The 20,561-nt window shown below is 30.6% G+C and carries 16 protein-coding genes; 10 read left to right on the top strand and 6 right to left on the bottom strand.

Annotated features, from left to right (window positions below; all coding sequences use genetic code 11):
- The first annotated feature begins 53 nt into the window (after positions 1-53).
- Positions 54-1,733, top strand: coding sequence for a helix-turn-helix domain-containing protein (locus tag ACP7AV_RS06870; protein WP_426091308.1), 1,680 nt, complete (start codon positions 54-56; stop codon positions 1,731-1,733).
- Between the two features lie 225 nt (positions 1,734-1,958).
- Here ACP7AV_RS06870 and ACP7AV_RS06865 read toward each other — a convergent pair whose 3' ends face one another.
- From ACP7AV_RS06865 to ACP7AV_RS06855, 3 genes are all read right to left on the bottom strand, one after another.
- Positions 1,959-3,344, bottom strand: a complete 1,386-nt coding sequence (locus tag ACP7AV_RS06865; protein ID WP_426091307.1) for a rhomboid family intramembrane serine protease — start codon at positions 3,342-3,344, stop codon at positions 1,959-1,961.
- 100 nt (positions 3,345-3,444) lie between these two features.
- Complete coding sequence (locus tag ACP7AV_RS06860; RefSeq protein WP_426091306.1) at positions 3,445-4,260, bottom strand: IS3 family transposase; 816 nt, start codon at positions 4,258-4,260, stop codon at positions 3,445-3,447.
- Between the two features lie 23 nt (positions 4,261-4,283).
- Positions 4,284-4,562 (bottom strand): transposase, encoded by a 279-nt coding sequence (locus ACP7AV_RS06855; protein ID WP_426091305.1) that lies wholly within the window; start codon positions 4,560-4,562, stop codon positions 4,284-4,286.
- 122 nt (positions 4,563-4,684) lie between these two features.
- On the opposite strand from ACP7AV_RS06855, the gene ACP7AV_RS06850 reads away from it, so the two are divergent.
- Complete coding sequence (locus ACP7AV_RS06850) at positions 4,685-4,882, top strand: hypothetical protein (RefSeq protein WP_426091304.1); 198 nt, start codon at positions 4,685-4,687, stop codon at positions 4,880-4,882.
- Between the two features lie 22 nt (positions 4,883-4,904).
- Positions 4,905-5,609: a PP2C family protein-serine/threonine phosphatase gene (locus ACP7AV_RS06845; protein ID WP_426091303.1), complete on the top strand. Its 705-nt coding sequence runs from the start codon at positions 4,905-4,907 to the stop codon at positions 5,607-5,609.
- 640 nt (positions 5,610-6,249) lie between these two features.
- Here ACP7AV_RS06845 and ACP7AV_RS06840 read toward each other — a convergent pair.
- The 3 genes from ACP7AV_RS06840 to ACP7AV_RS06830 all read right to left on the bottom strand — a co-directional run bounded on the left by ACP7AV_RS06840 (position 6,250) and on the right by ACP7AV_RS06830 (position 10,735).
- Positions 6,250-8,775: a tetratricopeptide repeat protein gene (locus ACP7AV_RS06840; RefSeq protein WP_426091302.1), complete on the bottom strand. Its 2,526-nt coding sequence runs from the start codon at positions 8,773-8,775 to the stop codon at positions 6,250-6,252.
- On the bottom strand, positions 8,775-10,091 hold the full coding sequence (locus tag ACP7AV_RS06835) for a hypothetical protein (protein WP_426091301.1): 1,317 nt from the start codon (positions 10,089-10,091) through the stop codon (positions 8,775-8,777). The genes ACP7AV_RS06840 and ACP7AV_RS06835 overlap by 1 nt, the downstream gene beginning before the upstream one ends.
- Positions 10,092-10,594: 503 nt before the next feature.
- Positions 10,595-10,735 carry a hypothetical protein gene (locus ACP7AV_RS06830; protein WP_426091300.1) on the bottom strand — a complete coding sequence of 47 codons (141 nt, stop codon included), beginning with the start codon at positions 10,733-10,735 and terminating at the stop codon, positions 10,595-10,597.
- 921 nt (positions 10,736-11,656) lie between these two features.
- Here ACP7AV_RS06830 and ACP7AV_RS06825 point away from each other — a divergent pair.
- From ACP7AV_RS06825 to ACP7AV_RS06795, 7 genes are all read left to right on the top strand, one after another.
- Positions 11,657-11,911: a hypothetical protein gene (locus ACP7AV_RS06825; protein WP_426091299.1), complete on the top strand. Its 255-nt coding sequence runs from the start codon at positions 11,657-11,659 to the stop codon at positions 11,909-11,911.
- 19 nt (positions 11,912-11,930) lie between these two features.
- Positions 11,931-12,272 (top strand): hypothetical protein, encoded by a 342-nt coding sequence (locus ACP7AV_RS06820; protein WP_426091298.1) that lies wholly within the window; start codon positions 11,931-11,933, stop codon positions 12,270-12,272.
- 7 nt (positions 12,273-12,279) lie between these two features.
- Positions 12,280-13,467, top strand: coding sequence for a PfkB family carbohydrate kinase (locus ACP7AV_RS06815; protein WP_426091297.1), 1,188 nt, complete (start codon positions 12,280-12,282; stop codon positions 13,465-13,467).
- Complete coding sequence (locus ACP7AV_RS06810) at positions 13,461-14,651, top strand: adenylosuccinate synthetase (protein WP_426091296.1); 1,191 nt, start codon at positions 13,461-13,463, stop codon at positions 14,649-14,651. Before ACP7AV_RS06815 ends, ACP7AV_RS06810 begins: the two co-directional genes overlap by 7 nt.
- Positions 14,652-15,292: 641 nt before the next feature.
- A complete protein-coding gene (locus tag ACP7AV_RS06805; RefSeq protein ID WP_426091295.1) occupies positions 15,293-15,895 on the top strand; it encodes an RNA polymerase sigma-70 factor in 603 nt (200 codons plus the stop codon).
- A gap of 161 nt (positions 15,896-16,056) precedes the next feature.
- Positions 16,057-17,169, top strand: coding sequence for a FecR family protein (locus tag ACP7AV_RS06800; RefSeq protein WP_426091294.1), 1,113 nt, complete (start codon positions 16,057-16,059; stop codon positions 17,167-17,169).
- Between the two features lie 38 nt (positions 17,170-17,207).
- The gene (locus ACP7AV_RS06795; protein ID WP_426091293.1) at positions 17,208-20,558 is read left to right on the top strand and encodes a SusC/RagA family TonB-linked outer membrane protein; all 3,351 of its coding nucleotides are present in this window, start codon (positions 17,208-17,210) and stop codon (positions 20,556-20,558) included.
- The last annotated feature ends 3 nt before the right edge of the window (positions 20,559-20,561 follow it).

The following is a 20,561-nucleotide window of genomic DNA, read 5'->3' as shown; positions in this document are numbered from 1 at the left end:
TCCCAAAATTAAGAAAACAGCAACTTTATGTACCGTGAATTGATTGACCAAAAATGAAAAACACAATTATCTATTTTTTATTATTGATTACAACAACCCTTTTTTCTCAAAAAAAGGAATATTTTGTTATTCCAGATTCTCTAAAATTGATGAGTTTTGAAACCTTGGAAAAGCGTTTTGACAATTCTCTTATGAATAAAGTAAAACTCCATCTTTATGCTAAAACCTATTATCAGAAATCTAAATTACAAAATGATAAAATAATAAAGGCAAACGGAATGTATATGGCTGCTTATATTGCTGTAAATAATACAATTTCATTACAATATGCCGATTCCATCATAGCATTAACTAAAAATGGTAATGATTTTCAATATCCAGCTAAAGGGTACATCTTTAAGAGTAATGTATTTTTCACTAATGATCAGTTAAATAAAGCATTATCTAACATTTTAGAAGCAGAAAAATATTCTAATAAAACAGGAAATCCGAAACAGAAAATATTGGTAAAACAACAGATTGGTTTGATCAAAATAGAATTAGGTAAACCAAAAGAAGCATTACCTTTAATATTAGAGAATTACAACTATTTTAAATCACAATATATAAACTCTCCTGAATTTATATATTCTGCTTGGATATTATCCGATATATATAATCGACTAAAAAAACCTAACATTGCTTTATTTTACATAGATGTAATCTTAAGAGATATTAAAAAAGATAATCGCTATTATAAATATTTCTTACTGAATAAAGGAGTTTCGTATCATCTAAAGAAAAAATATATAGAAAGCAATTCATTATTAGATAAATCAATACTGCTTTTAAAGAATGATAAATTAAATCTAGCAATCAGTTATTATTACAGAGGAGAAAATGTTTTACACGGAGAAAAAAACATACTTAAATCAAAACAATATTTTGAAAAAGTGGACTCAATATTAGTAACTACTAATGAATTTTCAACTCTTTTGCGAAATAATTATATCAATTTAATTGAAATTTCTAAAAAGTTAAAAGAGGACAAGCAACAGCTGTATTATTTAAATAGGTTGATTGAAATAGATAAGAGATTAAATAGAAATAATATCATCCTGACAGAAAATATAAATCACAATTATGACACTCCGCTTTTATTATCTGAAAAAGAACAAGTAATTGATAAAATAAATCGAGAAAAATTCATTTACATTTTATTAGCATTTACTGTTTTAATTGGTTTGGCGTTTTCACTCTATTATCTATCTAAAACCCGAAAAGAAAAAAAACTTTATGAGAAACGATTTTATACATTGATAAACCAACATACAAGTGAAATAATACTGGAGACTATAAGTGCAGAAGACAACAAAACAAAATCATTCGATTTACCAAAAGATATTGAAAAAGATTTATTGCAAAAGCTAGCAACATTTGAAAAAGAACAAGGCTACTTAGTAATAAATTTAAAACTTACCGATCTTGCAAAACAGTTTGACACAAATAGCAGCTATTTATCAAAAACCATAAACCATTTTAAAGATAAAAATTTTAGCCAATATCTTAATGATTTGCGGATTACATATGTCGTAAAGCATTTAAAAGAGGATAGAAAATATAGAAAATATACTATAAAAGCAATTTCCCAAGAAGTAGGCTTTAGTAATGCAGAATCATTTGCCAAGGCTTTTTATAATCAAACGGGGCTACAACCCTCCTATTTCATTAAAAAATTAGAGGAGAATAATTAATTATTTTTTTTGACGTCATTAAAGTAGCATACATATTGTTATTGCTAATCCCATTACGAAGTTTGGAACTGAATTATGATTTATTTTTCAATTTTTAGCTAATCTTTCTGATATAAAACCTCTTTCCATTAAGCCAATAGTCTAAATCCGTTTTAATAGATTTTATATACCGTCTTATTGTCCGTCATCAAGTTTGTATAATAAAATTCCAATTAATGCTCCGCTTTAAAGTCCACCAATATGAGCTGCATTGTCAATCCCTCCTGTCAAACCCCAAAGTAAATTTATACCTACATAAATCCCAATCATTATTAAAAGACCTTTTTTACCACCCTCTGGAAAAGCGTTAGTTATAAGAAGTCCCAATATTGCTCCATAAAGTCCAAAAATTGCCCCTGATGCTCCAACACTTGTTGTGTTAGAATACCACAAAATACTAGCTAGACTTCCACAAAGTCCAGAAAGAACATATAAGATGAAATACTTTTTTCGACCAAGTACAGGTTCTAGAAAAATTGCTGCAAGTACAAGTCCTGAAATATTCAGAATTAAGTGCATAATACCTCCGTGCAAAAACATACTAGTCAATAATCTCCACCATTCTCCACCGGTAGTTTCAAGTCGTCTATTTCCACCCCATTCGAGTAATTCCATTCCGTTTGGAGATATTATATTAACTCCAGAGAAAACCATTAATAGAAACACAAGAATATTTAAGTCTAAAATTACTGAGGTAGCAAAATGGTCTCCCTTTGGGACAAGGTAATTAAGCATATCAACCAAGTCGTCTTGCTTAGGCTTTTTACCTGATAAAAACCTTTTTCTTTCTGTTTCACTATAACGAGGCCAAATTAAAGAAAATAATAAAACACTTAGACCAATTCCAAATGAGCCAAAAATCCACGCAAATTTGTTTCCATTTCTTTCTTCAAAATTTTCTTTAACTGGCTCTAAGACAATAAAATTTTCATCAGCTTTTTGATTTATTCTCGAATCAATAGCTTTTAAATAATTTATTCGGTCATTAGATGTTGGTATTCTTTCAAAATGATCTAATGAATGAAAATTATATTTATTCATTCTTTCAGTGCATTCAGCATAAAACTCTTCATATTTGGTTTCTTTTTCTTCACTACTGATTTTATTGCTAATTTGTTCGTGAAAATCAACGCCATACCAATATTTTGGAATTGTCTTGATTTTTTCCAGTGTATCTTGAATTATTGGTACAACGAAGAATATGTGAAAATTAAGATTTTGATTTTGTTTTCCACTTTGTCTGAAGTCAGTATATGAACCGCCATAATATTTTGCAACAGAAAATTTTTCAAACTTATAATATCTTGATTTTTCTACTTTACCTATATCGGTAATTGTCGGCAGCTTTTGGAGTTTCCCAGTTGCAGTTGTTAAATAATTTTGTGAAACCATAAGACAAGCAATGATTGTTCCACCTGATAAAAATTGGAAAAAGAAACGCCCATTATCATTGTCTTTTTTAAAGGTTAGGATACGAAATCTAGGTCTTAACCAAATTAAAATTGGAAGCCAAGGTAATCCCATTGGAAGCCATAAACTATGCTGTACCCATTTTTCAAACAGAAATCTCAACGATTTAAGATAGGTTTTTAGTTTAATATTCTATTTTTTTGGTTAAAATTGGAGATAACTTTTTAGGCTCTTTGAAAGCCTAAAAAAAGTTATTCTGATTTTATGCCACTTCTTTTTTGTAATAATTCTCATATGGCGTTCTATAGTCTAGTGACTGATGAAGACGCTTTGTATTATAAAATTCAAAATACTCTTTGAGTCCTTTATAAAGACTGATTCCATCAGTATATGCTTGTAAATATACATTCTCGTATTTCACTGTTCTCCATAATCTTTCTATAAAAATGTTATCAATAGCTCGTCCTTTACCGTTCATAGAGATTTTTATTCCATTGTTTAATAACACATTGGTGTGAACCTCACTGGTGTATTGACTTCCTTGGTCTGTATTGAATATCTCTGGTGCACCATATATCTGGATGGTTTCTTCCAAAATATCCGAACACCAATCAGCACTCATTGTGTTGCTTACGCTCCAGTTCAAAACAAATCTTGTATGCAAATCTATAATCGCAGCCAAATACATAAATCCTTTTGCCATAGGAATATAGGTGATATCTGTTGCCCAAACCTGGTTTTTATGGGTGATTTTCAAACCTTTGAGTAAATAAGGGTATTTCTTATGTTCTTTATTACTCATTGTTGTTTGAGGTTCTCTATAAATGGTTTGCCAATTGATGATTTTCATCAATCGTTTTACCCGTTTTCGATTCACTTTAAAACCTAAATCCTTGAGCCAGAAAGTCAGCTTCCTGCAACCATAAAATGGAGTTTTAAAATACTGTTGGTCCAGTAATCGCATTATTTTCAAGTTCTCTGAACTTTCCTGTTTTGCTTTATAATAGAGTCCGCCACGATGAATTTCTAATAATTGACATTGTTTGACAATGCTCAATTTATTTTGGGCATCGACCATTTTAACTCGCTCGCTGATGGAGACTAACCCAGATTTTTTTTTAGAAAGTCATTCTCCAAAGTCAACTGACCTATTCGAGCGTAGAGTTTCTCTGTTGGAATTTCATCTTTGGCAACAAGCGTTTTTTCTGCAGAAAAAACCGCAGAAAGATTCCTTATGGCCTCCGCCTTCCACATTGAAATTTGGTTGGGCAGCAACTCATATTTTTTTGCTAATACCTCGATGGTATCTTTCTCTTTTAAAGCTTCCAAAACAACTTTGGCTTTGAAGTCTTTCCCGAAGGTTCTTCTTGTTCTTGACATAATAGTGCTAATTTAAGGTTTTTATTCCTATCTAAATTAGTCTTGATTTATTGTCCGAATTTTGGGGGTCAGCATAATATCAGGACGATAATTACACTACATATAATGCTGGCGCAATATTGATGGGAAGGGATTTAAAAAAGCTATTTGCAGGTCACACCGAAACCAAAAATGAAATCCTTACTATTATTGAAAGTGAACTAAAAGAAGCAGAACACAGCACTCTAATTTCACACATTATGAAATCAAACTCCATATTAAATTATGATCAAGTTTATCGCGCATTAGAAAGTATCGTGAATGAACTAAGAAAAGAATAATTTGAAACCAATACCAACAAACATGATCAATATTGAACATTTTAAATTTTCAAGCAAAGGAAAACAAGAAATAAATGAGGATTATATTGGAACTCTTTCAGCTGAAAACCTTGGCCTATATTTCATTTGTGATGGAACCAGCAATTATGGACATGGAGAATTGGCCGCACGAATGATAGCAGCGGAAATCATAAATTATACCAATAAAAATCATAAGGAGATACAACCAGTAAATCTTATTCAAAGTGCTATAAATGCAGCCAATGAATCAGTGTGGAACAAAAGAAAAGAACTTAAATCAAAATTTGGAGCAACACTTGCAGGACTCTACATAAATGACAAAGTAATACATGCATTCTGGATTGGGGATGTACGAGTTTATCAAATACGAAACAGCCAAATTATATTTCAATCTACTGATCATTCCCTCACTAATAAACTAAAACAAGAATTTCCAACTACATCTCAGAAAATAAGCAATTACAGTAACATTATCACCGCTTCATTATCAGGGAAAAGTATAGAAAAATTATCTATCACCGAGCTTCAACCATTGCAAGGAGATATATTTGCAATATGCTCAGATGGTTTATGGAAAAACATTCCCATGAATATAGAAACATTGGCAGGCTTAAATAATCAAGCATTGAAAAATACACTTACTACTTACAATGAACACTTTCCTGATAATTATTCTATCATAAAACTATTGTGTACTAAAATTTAAAGAGGTAGCTAGTGGGATAATACTTTACTCCAAGAAACATGAAATCAATAACCAAGATATAAAATGCTACAATAACATACCTTTTGAACTTACACACTTTACTATGTCAAAAAAAACTTCAAAGTTTATTAACTATTTAATCTTCTAAAACAATTCAACATCGCGGACCACACTATGTAATAATTTAGAAACACTCAAAAAAGAAGGATAATTTGAACGCGAAGATACTTAAGGCGGCATTTGGATTTCACATTATGCAAACCCTAAGGCGGGTGAATAAATTATTGAAATAGTAGAAAATAATTTAATAAGAAGATCTTTTATCTCGTCAATATATTACTTCAAAGCACTTTTTTCAAATATGTCAAGATACATGCATGCAATAACTTATATATGAATCAAAAAAACTATACAGACAATTGACCCCGCCTTAGATCATTCTCTTTTTTAGTTCAGCTGGGTTACTACATCCATAATAAAGCCATAGTTAACAGAAAACTAAAGACAACATGCTCAAATCATCTAAAAAAAGTTCGAAAATTGTACAAACTAGGTCATCATTGAAGACCGGAATTTTCATAAAGTTATCCACAAAAAAATATGCATTTAGTGGGGCGAATACTTGAGAATAGTTAATTAATTAACTATAAATCATAACACACTTTTTATTCTTCAAATCGAATTCTACTCGTTTAAACTTAGTATCAACAATTCTTCCATCATGATATTTTACTTTGACTGTGTCATTTCTGCTAAATTTAGTTTGAATATAACCTTTCTTTATTTGGATTAATTGTTCTTTTATTGAATTAATACCTTTCTCATCTATCACGGATGTATTTGTTTTCGCTGAATTATCAATTAAATTTAATGTAATATCTGCATATTTTATGGCGTTGTCTTTGTCTAATAAATTATGATAAACAATTGCTAGCCAAAAATATATTATTACTGATTCAAATTTTAAATTTTCATCTACAATATTGTTAACTCTTTTCTCAATTATTTTGCATAAATCTAATGCTTCTTTTACTTTACCTTCTTCTACATTTTTTTGAATTCCTAATGTAAAAATGTAAATATCATCACTTTTTAATATTGTGTTTTTATTAAATAAAACCAAGTATTTAAAAAAATATGCATAAAACTTCAGTCTTTCATTTGTACTTATAATTGCTAATTCTTTATAAAGATTCAGTAAAAGGTCGTCACTCATCTCATCTTTATAACCTTCTAAGTACTGTAATAAAGTAGATTTGTTTTCAGTTTTTAGAGAAATAACAGCTAAAATCAATTCAAACTTATTGGAATTTGGCAGTAAATTTAATGTAGAATAAGCTACCAAATTTTCAAAGAGTGCAGTGTCTGATATATCAAATACAAAATCTAAATAAGAGTATAACGATTTCAGATTGAAATTAATTGGATAGCCTATTTTATTATCTAAACTTAAATTATTATCAATTATGGTATTTACAATTAAATTCTTGATTGATTCATCTTTAGCTTCACTAAGTTCATATTTTAAATGATTTAAACCAAGTGAATCTGATAAATCACCAAATTTAATTGCATCATTTATTCTGATTAATGCTTCTTCGTGATTATTGTTTTTTAAACAGATATTGGCTTGGTAGTACAATGAAAGAGTTCTAAGTCGATTTAATTCTCCTTCTTCAACTTCCTCTTGTTCATCAGTAATTTTTAAAGTGGAATCAAATAATTTAGTTAATAGATTAACAGCTTTAACATCATCCTTAGTATTTACTGCAAGATTTAACATTGCATTGCGGAATGCAAAATTATTCCTTTCATGTTTTATAGTTTCCTCTAAAACTTTAATTCCATTTTCTTTTTCACCAATAACTATTTTACATATGCCTAAAAAACATTGTGAATCAAGCAAATAATCTTGTATTGTAAATTTGTTTTCAAAATATTTTATCGCCTCTTCATATTTCTCTAATTTAAAGTAACTTAAACCAATAAAATATATTGAAGCTTCAATATCGTTTTTAGATGAATTTGAATCAATTATTACATTTTCTAATATATCTATTGCGTCATAATATTTTTTACTGTCATATTTTGCTAGACCATAAACAAAGCTTATTTCCTTTTCTTGCTGTACAGATTTAATCCACTCTGGAGAAAGGCTTAATTCAATTATTTTATTTTTTATTTTAGTTTTTTCATCAAATTTAGAATTAATAATTCCATACAAATAAAGTTTATTTTTTATTTCATCACTAATCTCATTACTACTTTTTTTATAAATTAGATTTATAGACTTCCTAATTTCTTGATTAGTTTTTACTAACTCCCTAATATGGTCAACCGGTGCAATATCAAATGTTGTTAAGTACTTTTTTTTAATAATTGAATCTAACATTTCAATATTTACATTTTCATTTTTCATAATTGAATTTTCAATTTCTGAACAGATATCAAATGTGAGTCTCGGATTACCGTTAGCCCAATTAAAAATTTCATTTGAAATTTCTGGAGAAATAATCAGTTTACTTTTGATAATAAAATCATCATGCTCCTTTTTAATAAAATCATCTAAATAAATTTTATCTCCAATATTAAAAGGAGATTTATTTCTGTCTTTTATTAATTCTGAAGGTTCAATAACTCCAGATAATACATATGTTAGTCTTTCGAATACAGGAAAGTTTGTTCGAGAAAAATAATTACTCCTAATCTGAGCAAAAATGTTATCTGAATAATCAGCGCTTTTAAGAGCATCAATTTCATCTAAAATAATAACTAAATCTCCTTTGAAAAAATTTAATATAATTCTGAGACATCTAGAATATTCATTATGAGCAGGGAGATTTTTTTCTCTAATAATTTCAATTTCTGTTTCAATGGAACCTAACAATTCTATATTAGGCTCAATAATATTATTGATGATATTTCTATAACAATCCCTATCATTGTCATATGGATTTGATAAATCTACGTATACAAACAGTCTATTTGGATTTTCCAGAGTTCTTTTAGCATGAAATAATAGATTAGTTTTCCCCATTTGTCTTGCTACTAATACATATCCTGGACGTTGCATTTCTTCAATAATTCCTCTTAATTGAAAGTCTGCTCCTCTTTCTACATATAACTGCTTAGGTATTGTAGTATATTTTTTTAAAACCTTTTCCATTAATTGACTATTTCTGATATTGATATTTTTATTGCAGTTTCAATTGTAGTTGAACTCAAATCATCCAATGCAACAATTTTTCTAAAGATATTTTTTAGAATTCGGGGTGAATATTGAGAAGAATCTAGAATTACTATTTTGTATTTTTCAATCAAGTTGATGTTCAAGGAGATATTTAATATATCATACAATCTTTCTAAATCACTTGACCAATCATCACAATTTAAATATTGAAAATGTTCTGATGCTTTAGATTTGTTTTCAATTATGTCCTTTGGATTTGATATTGTGGAGACGACAAATTTTAAATTATCATGCTCGGAAAAACTACTAAAATGAGTTACGAGATTTAATAAATCCTTAGCAATATTTTTTAAAATAGACTTATCATCTACTGATAATTCATCAATAACAATTATTATTTTTCGCCTACCTGCCAGACGTAAAATCTGTGCTATCTGTTTGATTTTATTTTTTTCATTGCTATTCCTTTCTAAAATGAATTGTTCTTCGATTCGACATAAGATTTCTTCCAAAACATCTTCTGAAGCAGATATCGTAACAGGGCTTAAATCACAATAACAATATTCCACATTATTATTTGTTAAATTTCTATTGACTAATGCCGTCTTACCTAAGCCAGAGCCTCCTGACACCCATAAATTAGATAATTTTAGTGAATTTGTAAATTCAACATCTAATTCCCTTTCTAAATAAAAAGACTCACATTTTTTGGAATAATTATTAAATAATACAATCTGTGGATTTATTTCAGTTGGAAGTGCTATTTTTTTGGGCATTAAAGCTTTGTGAATTTCATCTATTTTTAATGAATCAGCAATATTAAATATTTGATTATATAAATCCTGTTCTTTAAAGAGCGTTATAAGTTCATTTCCGTTTTTTATGGTTATGAATGTTTTTGATTTATTATGTTGTTTTATTTTTTTGTCTTTCCATTTAAACCACCAAGAATGTTCATCAATATCGATAACCCTAGGAATACATAAAATCCATTCCTTTAACTCGTACTTTGTTGAAGTGATTGCGGTATCAAATGAATCTCTAATTTGGCTTTTTTGACTATTTTCAAAAGATTCCAAAAAAAATTTGCATTGAATAACTGTTATGGGTTCAATTCCTAATTCTCCAATAAAAATATCAATTCCTCCATCGCCTAATTTTACTTTTACTTGACTTACAGATTTATCACTATGGATTTTACGAAATAACATTTCACACGCATTTTCAAATGATTCTCTTGCGCCTGCAATATTACTATGCAGTGATTTAAAGTCTATCCAGTCTCTATTCATTAATTTTTTATGAAATTCTATTAAAATTCTATTAGTTTTGTAAACATAATCAAATAAATGTAATTATTTCAAGCTTGTTTTTTAAATACCTTTTTTCTTATTTTTTGAACTTTTTATATGAAATATTTTTTTTTACATATTCCTCTATTTAATTAATAAAAGTTCTGTTATAAGTCTTGCTAAAACAATTTCAGGGCTATCATTTTGTTAATTTAAAAAATATTGGTGCAATTAGCTACTAAATAGTTAATACAACTAACTATCACAAGAACTCTTCTGCATTTGATAGCAACAATTTGAATTATTTGAAAATGATGAAGAAGGTTTCTGAGATGTTAATTAAGATTTAGGAGAATGACCTCTATGGTGATTTCGCTTTCGATAAACTTTAGGAAACTTCATATTGCTGACCAAACCTCAATTCTGAAACAATCAGTTTTGAGGATTTATTTATAGATTTAAAATTTTCTATTTACAAACTTTGAAACAATACAAACATTTCCTTAATCATTAGGTTTATGTTTGTGCGGTTTTAAATCAGGATGTTTTTCCTTATTAGGAGGATTAACTCGGGGTCTTTTATCTGGAGTTCCATCTTCTTTTTTTGGTTTTGGACCAGGTTTAATTGCTTGAATGCTTTCCATAATTAAGTGTTTTTAAATTAAGATTAATTGTCTGCAATATATTGTGATTAATATTACGGAACAATCACTAATTTTAGTGATATTTAATATAACTGAAATAAGTTAAGTGATAAATAATCAATTCTACGATGAAACATATATTATCCTTATTTAGATCATTTTTTAAAACATTTGACTACCCTTTTCTAAATGAACTTAATATGTGCTCATTTTTGGAGTCAAGCTTTACTAATAAAATGTACTTTAATTCCTTATGTTTCTTTAATTTCTAATTTATTTCTTAAAAATACACGTTTAAGATCATTTCCTGTAAATGTTAAGCCACCTTCGATATTAACAATTTCATTACAATTAGTCAATCTTTGACTATCGATAATAGTGAAAATAAGACATTCAAATTGTAGAAATTCACTTATTTAAAGACTATCACTACCCGAAACTATTTTATAATAATCTTCAATAAATTCGATAGATTTTTCAAGATTACTCGCTACAAAGAAAATTCATCAATATTTTGATGATTTTTTCATTTCAGACACCTCCTTTAGCCCTGTAATCATTACGATTGTGTAAAAAAATCTTTCAATTTTTTGAATACAATGTTTTCGGATAAAATGGACAAGCCTTCTGGAAACAATAAATTCTTATTTCTTAGTTACTTTTTTAGTTTTTTCATTTTTTCCGAGTAATTTACTTACTTACCTTCTTAGTCGTCAGCTTGTTGTTACTTAGCAATGACTTACTCTAAAGTATATGTTAAATAATAATTTAAGTACATCCTCTAATACTAATGATTTATAAAACACATATTTTACTCAGTTATTTTCTACAGAAAAAACACTACTTTTATCAAAACCAAGTAAAGAGATAAATAACTTATCATAAAATTTTTATATTAGCTCAATATTTAATTTTTAAAAGATGAAAAAAAAAGAATCCTTACTTTCAGGCTTAAGCGATGAACAGATTCTTAAAGAATTTGTTAAACGTTTTGAATGTGATGGTGCAGTTTTGGTTTATGTTGAAGGTACAACAGAAGCTGGACTAGGAAGATGGAACAGTCCTCTCGGCAGAAAATGGGTTAAGGATACATTTACTAAAATTAAACAAGATAGTATCATTACAACTCCAGAAGAAATCGAAGTCGAAGATGCTGTGGAGCTTTGTGAATTTTAATTAATAAAATTTATACATTATGAAAGGAGGCGGAAAATCTTATTCTAACTACACTCGGGAAATAGGTGGTGATTATGGCTCAGTTCCTGCGTCAGACAACTGTGATCTTATTAATTTCGCTACAGAACTGCAAAACCTTCAACCTGCAATGTCAGAATATGCTTTAGGGGATATTTTGAAAGTTGTTCTACTTCCCAATGACAATGTTGGAACAGAAGGCGATCACGGTTTTTGCGGTTATATTACGGCGATGGAAACCACAAAACTAATTACATGCCTAAAAAAAGGAAAAGAATTTAAGGCTGCTATTCAAAAGATTTCACCAACTCTTTGCGAAGTAAGAGTTAGACCTCTAAAATAACCCTAATATGATTACAATTATAGGCGGAACATATCTAGAAATCTGTATTGACCCACCTTATGAAGAACTTTATGGTAGTGGTCTACGTGCAGCAGCAGCTCTCTCTAAAAAGGGGATAAATATTAATTTTCATACTTTTATTAGTAGTAAGTATAAAAACCTTTCGGAAATTAAGGCTTCAACGTTTGGATATACATTTATACCTCAAGATATTCCTCAAAATGTGACTTTCGAATATTATCATCCCCTATCACCTCCGCTTACTTTTAACAACAATAAAGAGCAAATCTTCCATATGAATGGAATAGAAGCTAACAATGTACTTTATTATGGTATGATTGAAGGAGATGCTTGCGTAAAAGCAGAATATATGGTATATGATCCTCAAAATCACAAAAGCTTAAAAGAAAGTGGATCGACTGCAAAGCACCTCGCCTTAATTCTCAACAAGCGAGAAGCTATTCTATTATCCCAATCGAATTCTGATAATCTTGCCGATATAGGGCGAAGCCTGCTCTTGTCAGAAGGAGCGGAAGTAGTAGTTATAAAAAATGGAGCTCAAGGTGCATTGGTAATTGAATATAACAATGTCTCCGAAATACCTGTATTCAAATCAGATTCTGTATGGCCTATAGGTACAGGAGATATATTTTCTGCCGTTTTTGCATGGAAATGGATGACTGAGAAACTATCAGCTTACGAAGCAGCCTTATCTGCATCTGAATATACTGCAATTTATTGCCAGTCTCGACATTTACCGCTTCCCAAAAAGGAACTAGGATTAGATCCACTCAATATTCAGAAAAAACAGAATAGTATATATCTTGCTGGTCCATTTTTCACAATTTCCGAAAGATGGCTCGTAAACGAACTCAGAAGTGTATTACATGAATTTGGTAATTTAGTATTCTCACCCTATCACGAGATTGGTCTTATTCAAGGAGATATTTTATCTGAATCAAAGGAAATTGCTACAAAAGATCTTGAAAATCTTTTAAATTGTGACACTGTACTTGCTATAGTGGACGGTCTTGATGCAGGCACTCTTTTTGAAATTGGCTATGCTGTATCCAATAAAAAAAAAGTAGTGGTGCTCGCTGAAAATGTAAGCAACGAAGATTTAGTTATGCTCTTTGGAACAAACTGCATTATCACAGATGATTTTTCAACCGCAGTATATAAAGCATCGTGGTAAAAAAAAGTTTAATTGTTATAGGATTAGGTTATGGCGATGAAGGAAAGGGTATTACAACAGATTTTTTATGTCAAAAGTATCCTAACTCGATCGTTGTACGTTTTAATGGCGGACATCAAGCTGGTCACACAGTTTATACTTCCTCAAACACACACCATGTATTTTCAAGTTTCGGATCTGGAACTTTAAGAGGAATTACAACGTATTGGTCTTCTTACTGCACTTTCTCACCTATCCATTTTTTAGATGAGCTAAGGTCACTGATCAAAGAGCCACAAATTTATATCGATAATAATTGTGCCATAACAACACACTATGATGTTTTGTACAATAGAGCATTAGAAAGCAGTCGTGATCTTAATCGAAATGGAAGTTGTGGTGTAGGCTTTGGTGCTACAGTTGACCGTCAGAAATCTGGAACAACATCTCTCAAGTTTTTGGATCTCCTAGGTCCCGAAGAGATCTTAAAGAAAAAATTAGCTCAAATACGGGCATACTATCGGCTTAAAGTTAATATTGAGACAAATTACAATTTCGATAATTTCAATAATGATAGTGAAGATAAAGTTTTTTTTGATGCTATTGCACAAATCAAAAATCTACTAGGGAGGATAATTTACGCGACTGAAGAACATGAAATTTTTCGAAATCACAATCAATGGAATAATTTCATTTTCGAAGGTGCACAGGGCATCTTACTTGATCAGAATTATGGAAAATCTCCCAACATAACCAAAAGCAACACAACTTCCAAAAATGCACTAGAAATGCTAAGGAGACAAGAGGTAACTTGTGACATTGAAATATATTATGTAAGTCGTGCCTACCATACACGCCATGGTGCAGGTAAATTCCGTGATCAAGGTTCATTACAGCTTGTGAAAAATGAAACAGAAACTAATAAATACAATCCTTATCAGCAAGATTTTAAAGTAGCATATCTAGATATTGATTTACTTAACTATGCTCTCGAATGTGACAATAAACATTCTCTAGGTATTAGTAAATATTTAGTTCTGACTTGTGTAGATCATCTTATTGAAAATGTTGTTCTATGCTATTTAGCAGATGAATTAAATCAAATCACTTATGATGAATTGCCTAAGCATTTAAAATGTAATTTTAAAGAAATATTCATCAGTCGTAGTGTTCATTCTGAGAACTTCACTATTTTAAGAAAATAAGACATGAAAGAGTTACTACCATTAACCAAACAATACAAATAAACTTTTACATTTAACTTAAATTGAGTCACTTGCGATAGGATATTCCGATGCAAAGTTGGACTTCACTTTTTTTAAAGATCATCATTATTAACACTAACTATTTTATAATAATCCTCTAGAAATTCGTTAGATTTTTCAAGATTACTCGCTAATAAGAATGACCCATCAACATTTTGATGGGTTATCCACTTTTAATACCTTCCTCACTCCTTACAAAAACTGAGATTAGCTCAAAAATCCCATTCACTTTTTTGGTTAGATACTTCCTATTTTTTGCCCTAATTAACAAACCTTCCGGAAAAACTAAATCTCGAATCCTTGTTTTGTCTTCCACGTCCCCTATCCCCAACAAACTCTGATTATTTATTAACTAAAAATTATAATTATATTAATCACCCGTTCAAATTTAAAGTGAGAAACCTTGAATTTACTTTGTAAACATCATATAGACATTTTAAATGGTTATTATTTTTTAACTAGGCAAGATTCAGTGATTGGGAGCTTTTAAAACTATTGCTTTTTTACAGGGTGAACAGTTACAATTAGTTCATTTATTTTTTTAATTTAGCTTTTTCCAAAACAGCGAGTCATTTTATTTAATGAAAGAAATAAATCATAGTGAATTAAATCAATTCAAAGCCTTTAAGGAAGGTGATGATATTGCTTTCAATTTTTATTTCAACAAGTACTATAATCGTGTTTTAGGTTTTAGTATCCAATTTTTATACGATAAGGACGAAGCTAAAAATGTAACCCAAGAAGCTTTTTTGAAATTATGGATTAATAAAGATAAAATCCAGACTGAAACTGGGATTCAACCTTTTTTGTTCACGTATGCAAAATCGATATGCTTAAACCTTTTAAGACATAATAAAGTAAAAGATAGATTTAAAAATGACTTATTAAATCAAAAAGAGAGACAATTAGATACTCAAATTTTGAATTCAATGCATTTTGATTCCCTAGAATTAACCGAATTAGAAATGTTAATCAATAAAATAATTGCGGAACTTCCTGAAAAAACAAAACAAGTATATCTGAAAAAACGTTTTGAAGATAAGAAAAATGAAGAAATTGCTGCAGAAATGGGTGTAAGCCAAAAAGCAGTTGAAGCCCATATGACAAAGGCTTTGAAGATTCTTAAAGAACAATTGTCAGACTATTTACCTTCCATACTTATTATCACTTTACTAAATAGTTAAAAAATAATTAAATTTTAACATAGGGTATTTCAATTGTTAAGTGTACTTACTTAGACGATTGAAGTATTGCTTGCGAATTTTTTTGATTCTTTTCTCTACAATAATGATTATCGCAGTTTCTAAAAGTTACTTACAATAGTATTTGATTAAATAAAAAAAATATGATTTCTGAATTGATTTATAAATATTTAGATAATGAAGCTTCTGAAGAAGAGGTTCTCATTGTCTTTAAATGGATTGAAAGTTCCGAAGAGAATAAAAAACAATTTATAGCTTTAAAAAAAGCGTGGGCTTTCACTGAAAATTCAATCGACTCTCCAGCAATGGCGCTTCATGAATTTTACAAGAAAAAACAAAAGAAAAGTAGCGGTAAATGGTATAGATTTTTACGTTATGCAGCTATTGTTCTTGTATTTATTGGTTTGGGAAAGACAGGTACACAGCTGTTTGTACCAAATTCAAATCCTTCCAAAGAAATTGTTCTGGAGTTAAGCAATGGAACTATAGAATATATTTCGATGGATAAAACGAAAAACGTTATCGATGAGAAAGGCAATGCAATAGCGAAACAAAGTCAGGATTCTATTGTTTATTACGGTCATGCAACCAATAATGAATTGGTTTACAACACACTTAAGGTGTCTTATGGCAAAACGTTCAAAGTAACTCTTTCAGATGGGACTATGATTCATTTGAATGCGGGAAGTACACTGAAATATCCGCAACAATTTAGATTAAATACCTCCAGAGAAGTGTATTTGACCGGAGAAGCTTTTTTTGATGTCACCAAAGATAAATTGCATCCATTCATAGTGAATGCTAATCAGGTAAGTATCGAAGTTCTGGGCACAAAGTTTAATCTTTCGGCATATCCGGATGAAAAACAAATTCAAACTGTTTTAGTGGAAGGCAGCGTGAGATTTTCAGAAAACGCAAATCCTAAAAATAGTACCGTCTTATCACCAAACCATCTAGCAACTTGGTATGATTCCTCTAATAAGTTTGTAACTGAACCAGTAGATGTCGCTTTATTTACAGCCTGGGTTCACGGCGAACTAATTTTCAAGGATGCTTCTTTTGGTTCAATTTGCAAAAGAATGGAACGCGCCTTCGATGTCACGATTGTAAACTCAAATAGCAATTTAGTCGCACAGAAATTCACAGGAACAATTAAAATTAAAGAATCTAAGGTGGAAGATATTCTGGACTTACTAAAGCTGGATACTCCTTTTAAATATTCCAAAAAAGATGGCATTATAAAAATTACGAATTAATCAACAACTAACACTAACCAACCAAAAACCAAAATTAAATGACGTTTACAGAACACCCTTATTGGCAAAAACTCTTACTGACTTTTGGGATATTCTTATTGAGTATCAATACTTTTTCCCAGTCAAAAGATAAAACGATTACTTTAAGTTTTAAAGAACAACCACTAAGTCAAGTATTAAAATCTATTGAACAACAAACCAATTTCCGAATTATTTACAATGCTAATAAAATTGACGTAAATCAAAAAGTTACTTTATCTGTTAAAAACAGTACACTGGAAAATGCGTTGACGAAACTCTTAAAAGACAGGAAAATATCGTTTTTTATACAAAAAGAACAAATATTATTATTGGAGATTTCAGATAAAACGGTTTCACAGGAAAAAGAGCGATTCATAAAAGGTGTAGTTTTAGACAGCAAAGGCAAACTTCCTATTCCTGGAGCAACCATTTTGATAAAAGGAACTTCAGCTGGAGCTATCAGTGACAGTAACGGAAAATTTGTTTATTTACTGAAAGGCAACGACATACAAAATACGGTTTTAAAAGTTTCTTATTTAGGGATGAAAGCGCAATCCGTTCGTGTGGGAAACTCTTTTGATTTTATTTTCAATATGGAGCAAGTCACAGATGAATTAGAGCAAGTTGTGATTACTTCCTCTTACGGAACTAAAAAATTAAAAGAGGAAATCGTAGGGAGTATCGCTACTTTGAACGCTAAAGATATTGCCGTGGAGCAAGCCTCTGAAAGTATCGATAAAATTGTGGGCGGTCAAATAGCAGGAGTATTGATTGAAAATACTTCCGGGATTGGAGGTCCTGTTAAAATTAATATTCGTGGACAAGGAAGTCTGAGTTCGCTGACTAATTCTAATTTAGGAACGTCTACACAGCCTTTAATCATTGTAGATGGAGTAATAATGAGTGAAGAAGTAGGTATTGATAGTCAGTTTTTTGATGCAAATGGTACTTTTTCTGAAAATTTGTCCAATCCTCTTGCCCAAATTTCACCGGAGAATATTGAAAGTTTTACGGTACTAAAAGATGCTGCTGCAGTAAGTATTTATGGCGCTGACGGTGCAAATGGTGTCATTCTTATCACAACCAAAAAAGGAAAAAAAGGAAAAGTAAAATTCGGATTTTCTAACCAACTGGGGATTTCCTCAGCTATCAATCCTATTAAATATTTAAGTGGTTCCAAATACAATGATTTGAGGAATGAATACTTAAAAAATAGTCAAACAAATTACACAACGGTTCCGTATAATGGTATAAATACGGATTGGTTTGATTTGCTGAACGTTGCAGGAATTTATAACAAATATAATTTTAATGTTTCAGGAGCCAACTCTAAATTGTCGTATCGCACTAGTTTGAGTTACCTTACCATTGATGAGCCGCAAAAAGGGAATAAGACAAAACAATTAAACGCCGGTATAAATCTGGGTTACCGCTTGGATAAATTTGATTTTGGCCTGTCATTGAACCCTAGTTACATTCAGAAGGATGCACCAAATATTTATTACAGTTATGCTTTTGTTCCTACTATATCGCCCTATAATGCGGATGGAACGTTTGCAACTGTGGGTGTTTTAGGTTTAGGAAATCCATTGGCAGCCATCGAACAAAATAAAAATATTACCGATAGTTACGGTCTTTTAGGAAGTTTGAATGCCTCTTATGAATTCAGCGATTTTTTACGTTTTTCTACGCTTTTCGGAATAGATTACAAAGACAAAACGCAGGACAGGTACTTTTCCGGTGCCAATGAAAGCGGACAATACAACGGTTCATTTACCTTGGAGGGGATGCAATACCCAAACTGGGGAAGACGTCTTTTAAACGAAAGAAACTCTACTAAATGGAACTGGCAAGGACAAGCTTTATTCAATAAAACATTGAATTTAGACCATAACATTGATGGGATTTTGGGTTTCGAATTGTCCAATGACAAAGCTAATTTCAGTTATTCCTCCGGTAGAGGTTTTGTCAATCCAAATGGGATAAATAATGTTCAAGATGCAATTCGAGATGATGATCCGTTGACAACCGTTGATGAAACATTAGCTAATCAGACGTTTGGCGATGATATCAGTTATAGTTCAAGAGTCTCTTTCTTTTCACAGTTTAACTATAATTACAAAAAGAGATATTACTTTTTAGGGAATTTCAGGAGAGATGAAAGTTCCGTTTTTGGTGATGATACCAATGTTGCTTTAAATGGTGGAGCAGGATTGAGCTGGATTGTCAGTAATGAAGATTTTATGAAATCGAGCAAAGGTATTGATTTATTAAAATTTAAAATCAGTTATGGAACAACCGGGAATTCAAGAATAGGATCGTATCGTTCAAAAGGGCTTTACATTTTGAGCCAAAATGGGTATAATGGTGCTGAAGGTTCCTTTCCAAGTGAAGCGCCAAACGGGCAACTGAGTTGGGAGAAAAATACAAAGTTTAACGCGGGTGTCGATTTTAATTTCTTAGGAAGAGTAGAATTGTCCTTGGAATATTTTTATGACGATTTAAAAGATTTGATAACCAGTAGAGACATCCCAACCGAAACTGGTTATAGTTCCATTCAATTAAATGCAGCCAGTATGTACAATAAAGGAGTGGAATTTTCAACTCGTATTAAATGGTTGCAGAGCGATAGTTTTAAATGGACAACATCCTTTAATATTTCTACCATTGAAAATAAAGTAACGCAACTTGTAGGTTTAGGCAGTGAATTTTCTACTTCAGAAGTTGCTCTTGCTCAAAAAGTAGGATACAGCACCTCAACAATTTGGGGAATAAAATGGGCAGGTGTTGATCCTGCAACCGGTAGAGATTTGGTAGAGAAAGACGGGCAAATATACGATGCGGCTACTTATACAAGCTTATTTACTGCGGCTGATTGGGTGCCTATTGGAAATAACCAACCTAAAGCTTACGGTGGTTTTAATAATAATTTCACCATCAATAATGCGATTGTTTTATCCATAAGAGGAGCTTTTCAATTGGGGGGAGATTATTTAGTGGATAACAGTCTGATCTCAAAATATAACATTACCTCTAATAGAAACCTTTCGGTAAATGCGTATGATTATTGGAGAAATCAAGGAGATGTAGTTTCACAGCCTTTGGTAATCAGTAATACAACGCTGATTCCAAATTTGAGCAAATTTTTATATGACGCCACTTATTTAAAAATCAGCAATATTAATTTAAGCTATAATGTTCCTATCAAAAAGACTTTTTTAGACGCATTATCTGTTTTTGTCGATGTTTCGAATGTGGTATATTGGTACAAAGACAAAAGCCCGGCCGGAAGGAACGGTATACGTGAATTTAACTTTACCTATCCACAAGCACGAACAATTTCTTTAGGGTTTAACACTAAATTTTAATAC

This window comes from Flavobacterium sp. DSR3-2 (genome assembly GCF_049896525.1).
Lineage (GTDB): Bacteria > Bacteroidota > Bacteroidia > Flavobacteriales > Flavobacteriaceae > Flavobacterium.
Note: the sequence above shows the minus strand (reverse complement) of the source record. Positions and strands in the feature narration are given on the sequence as shown.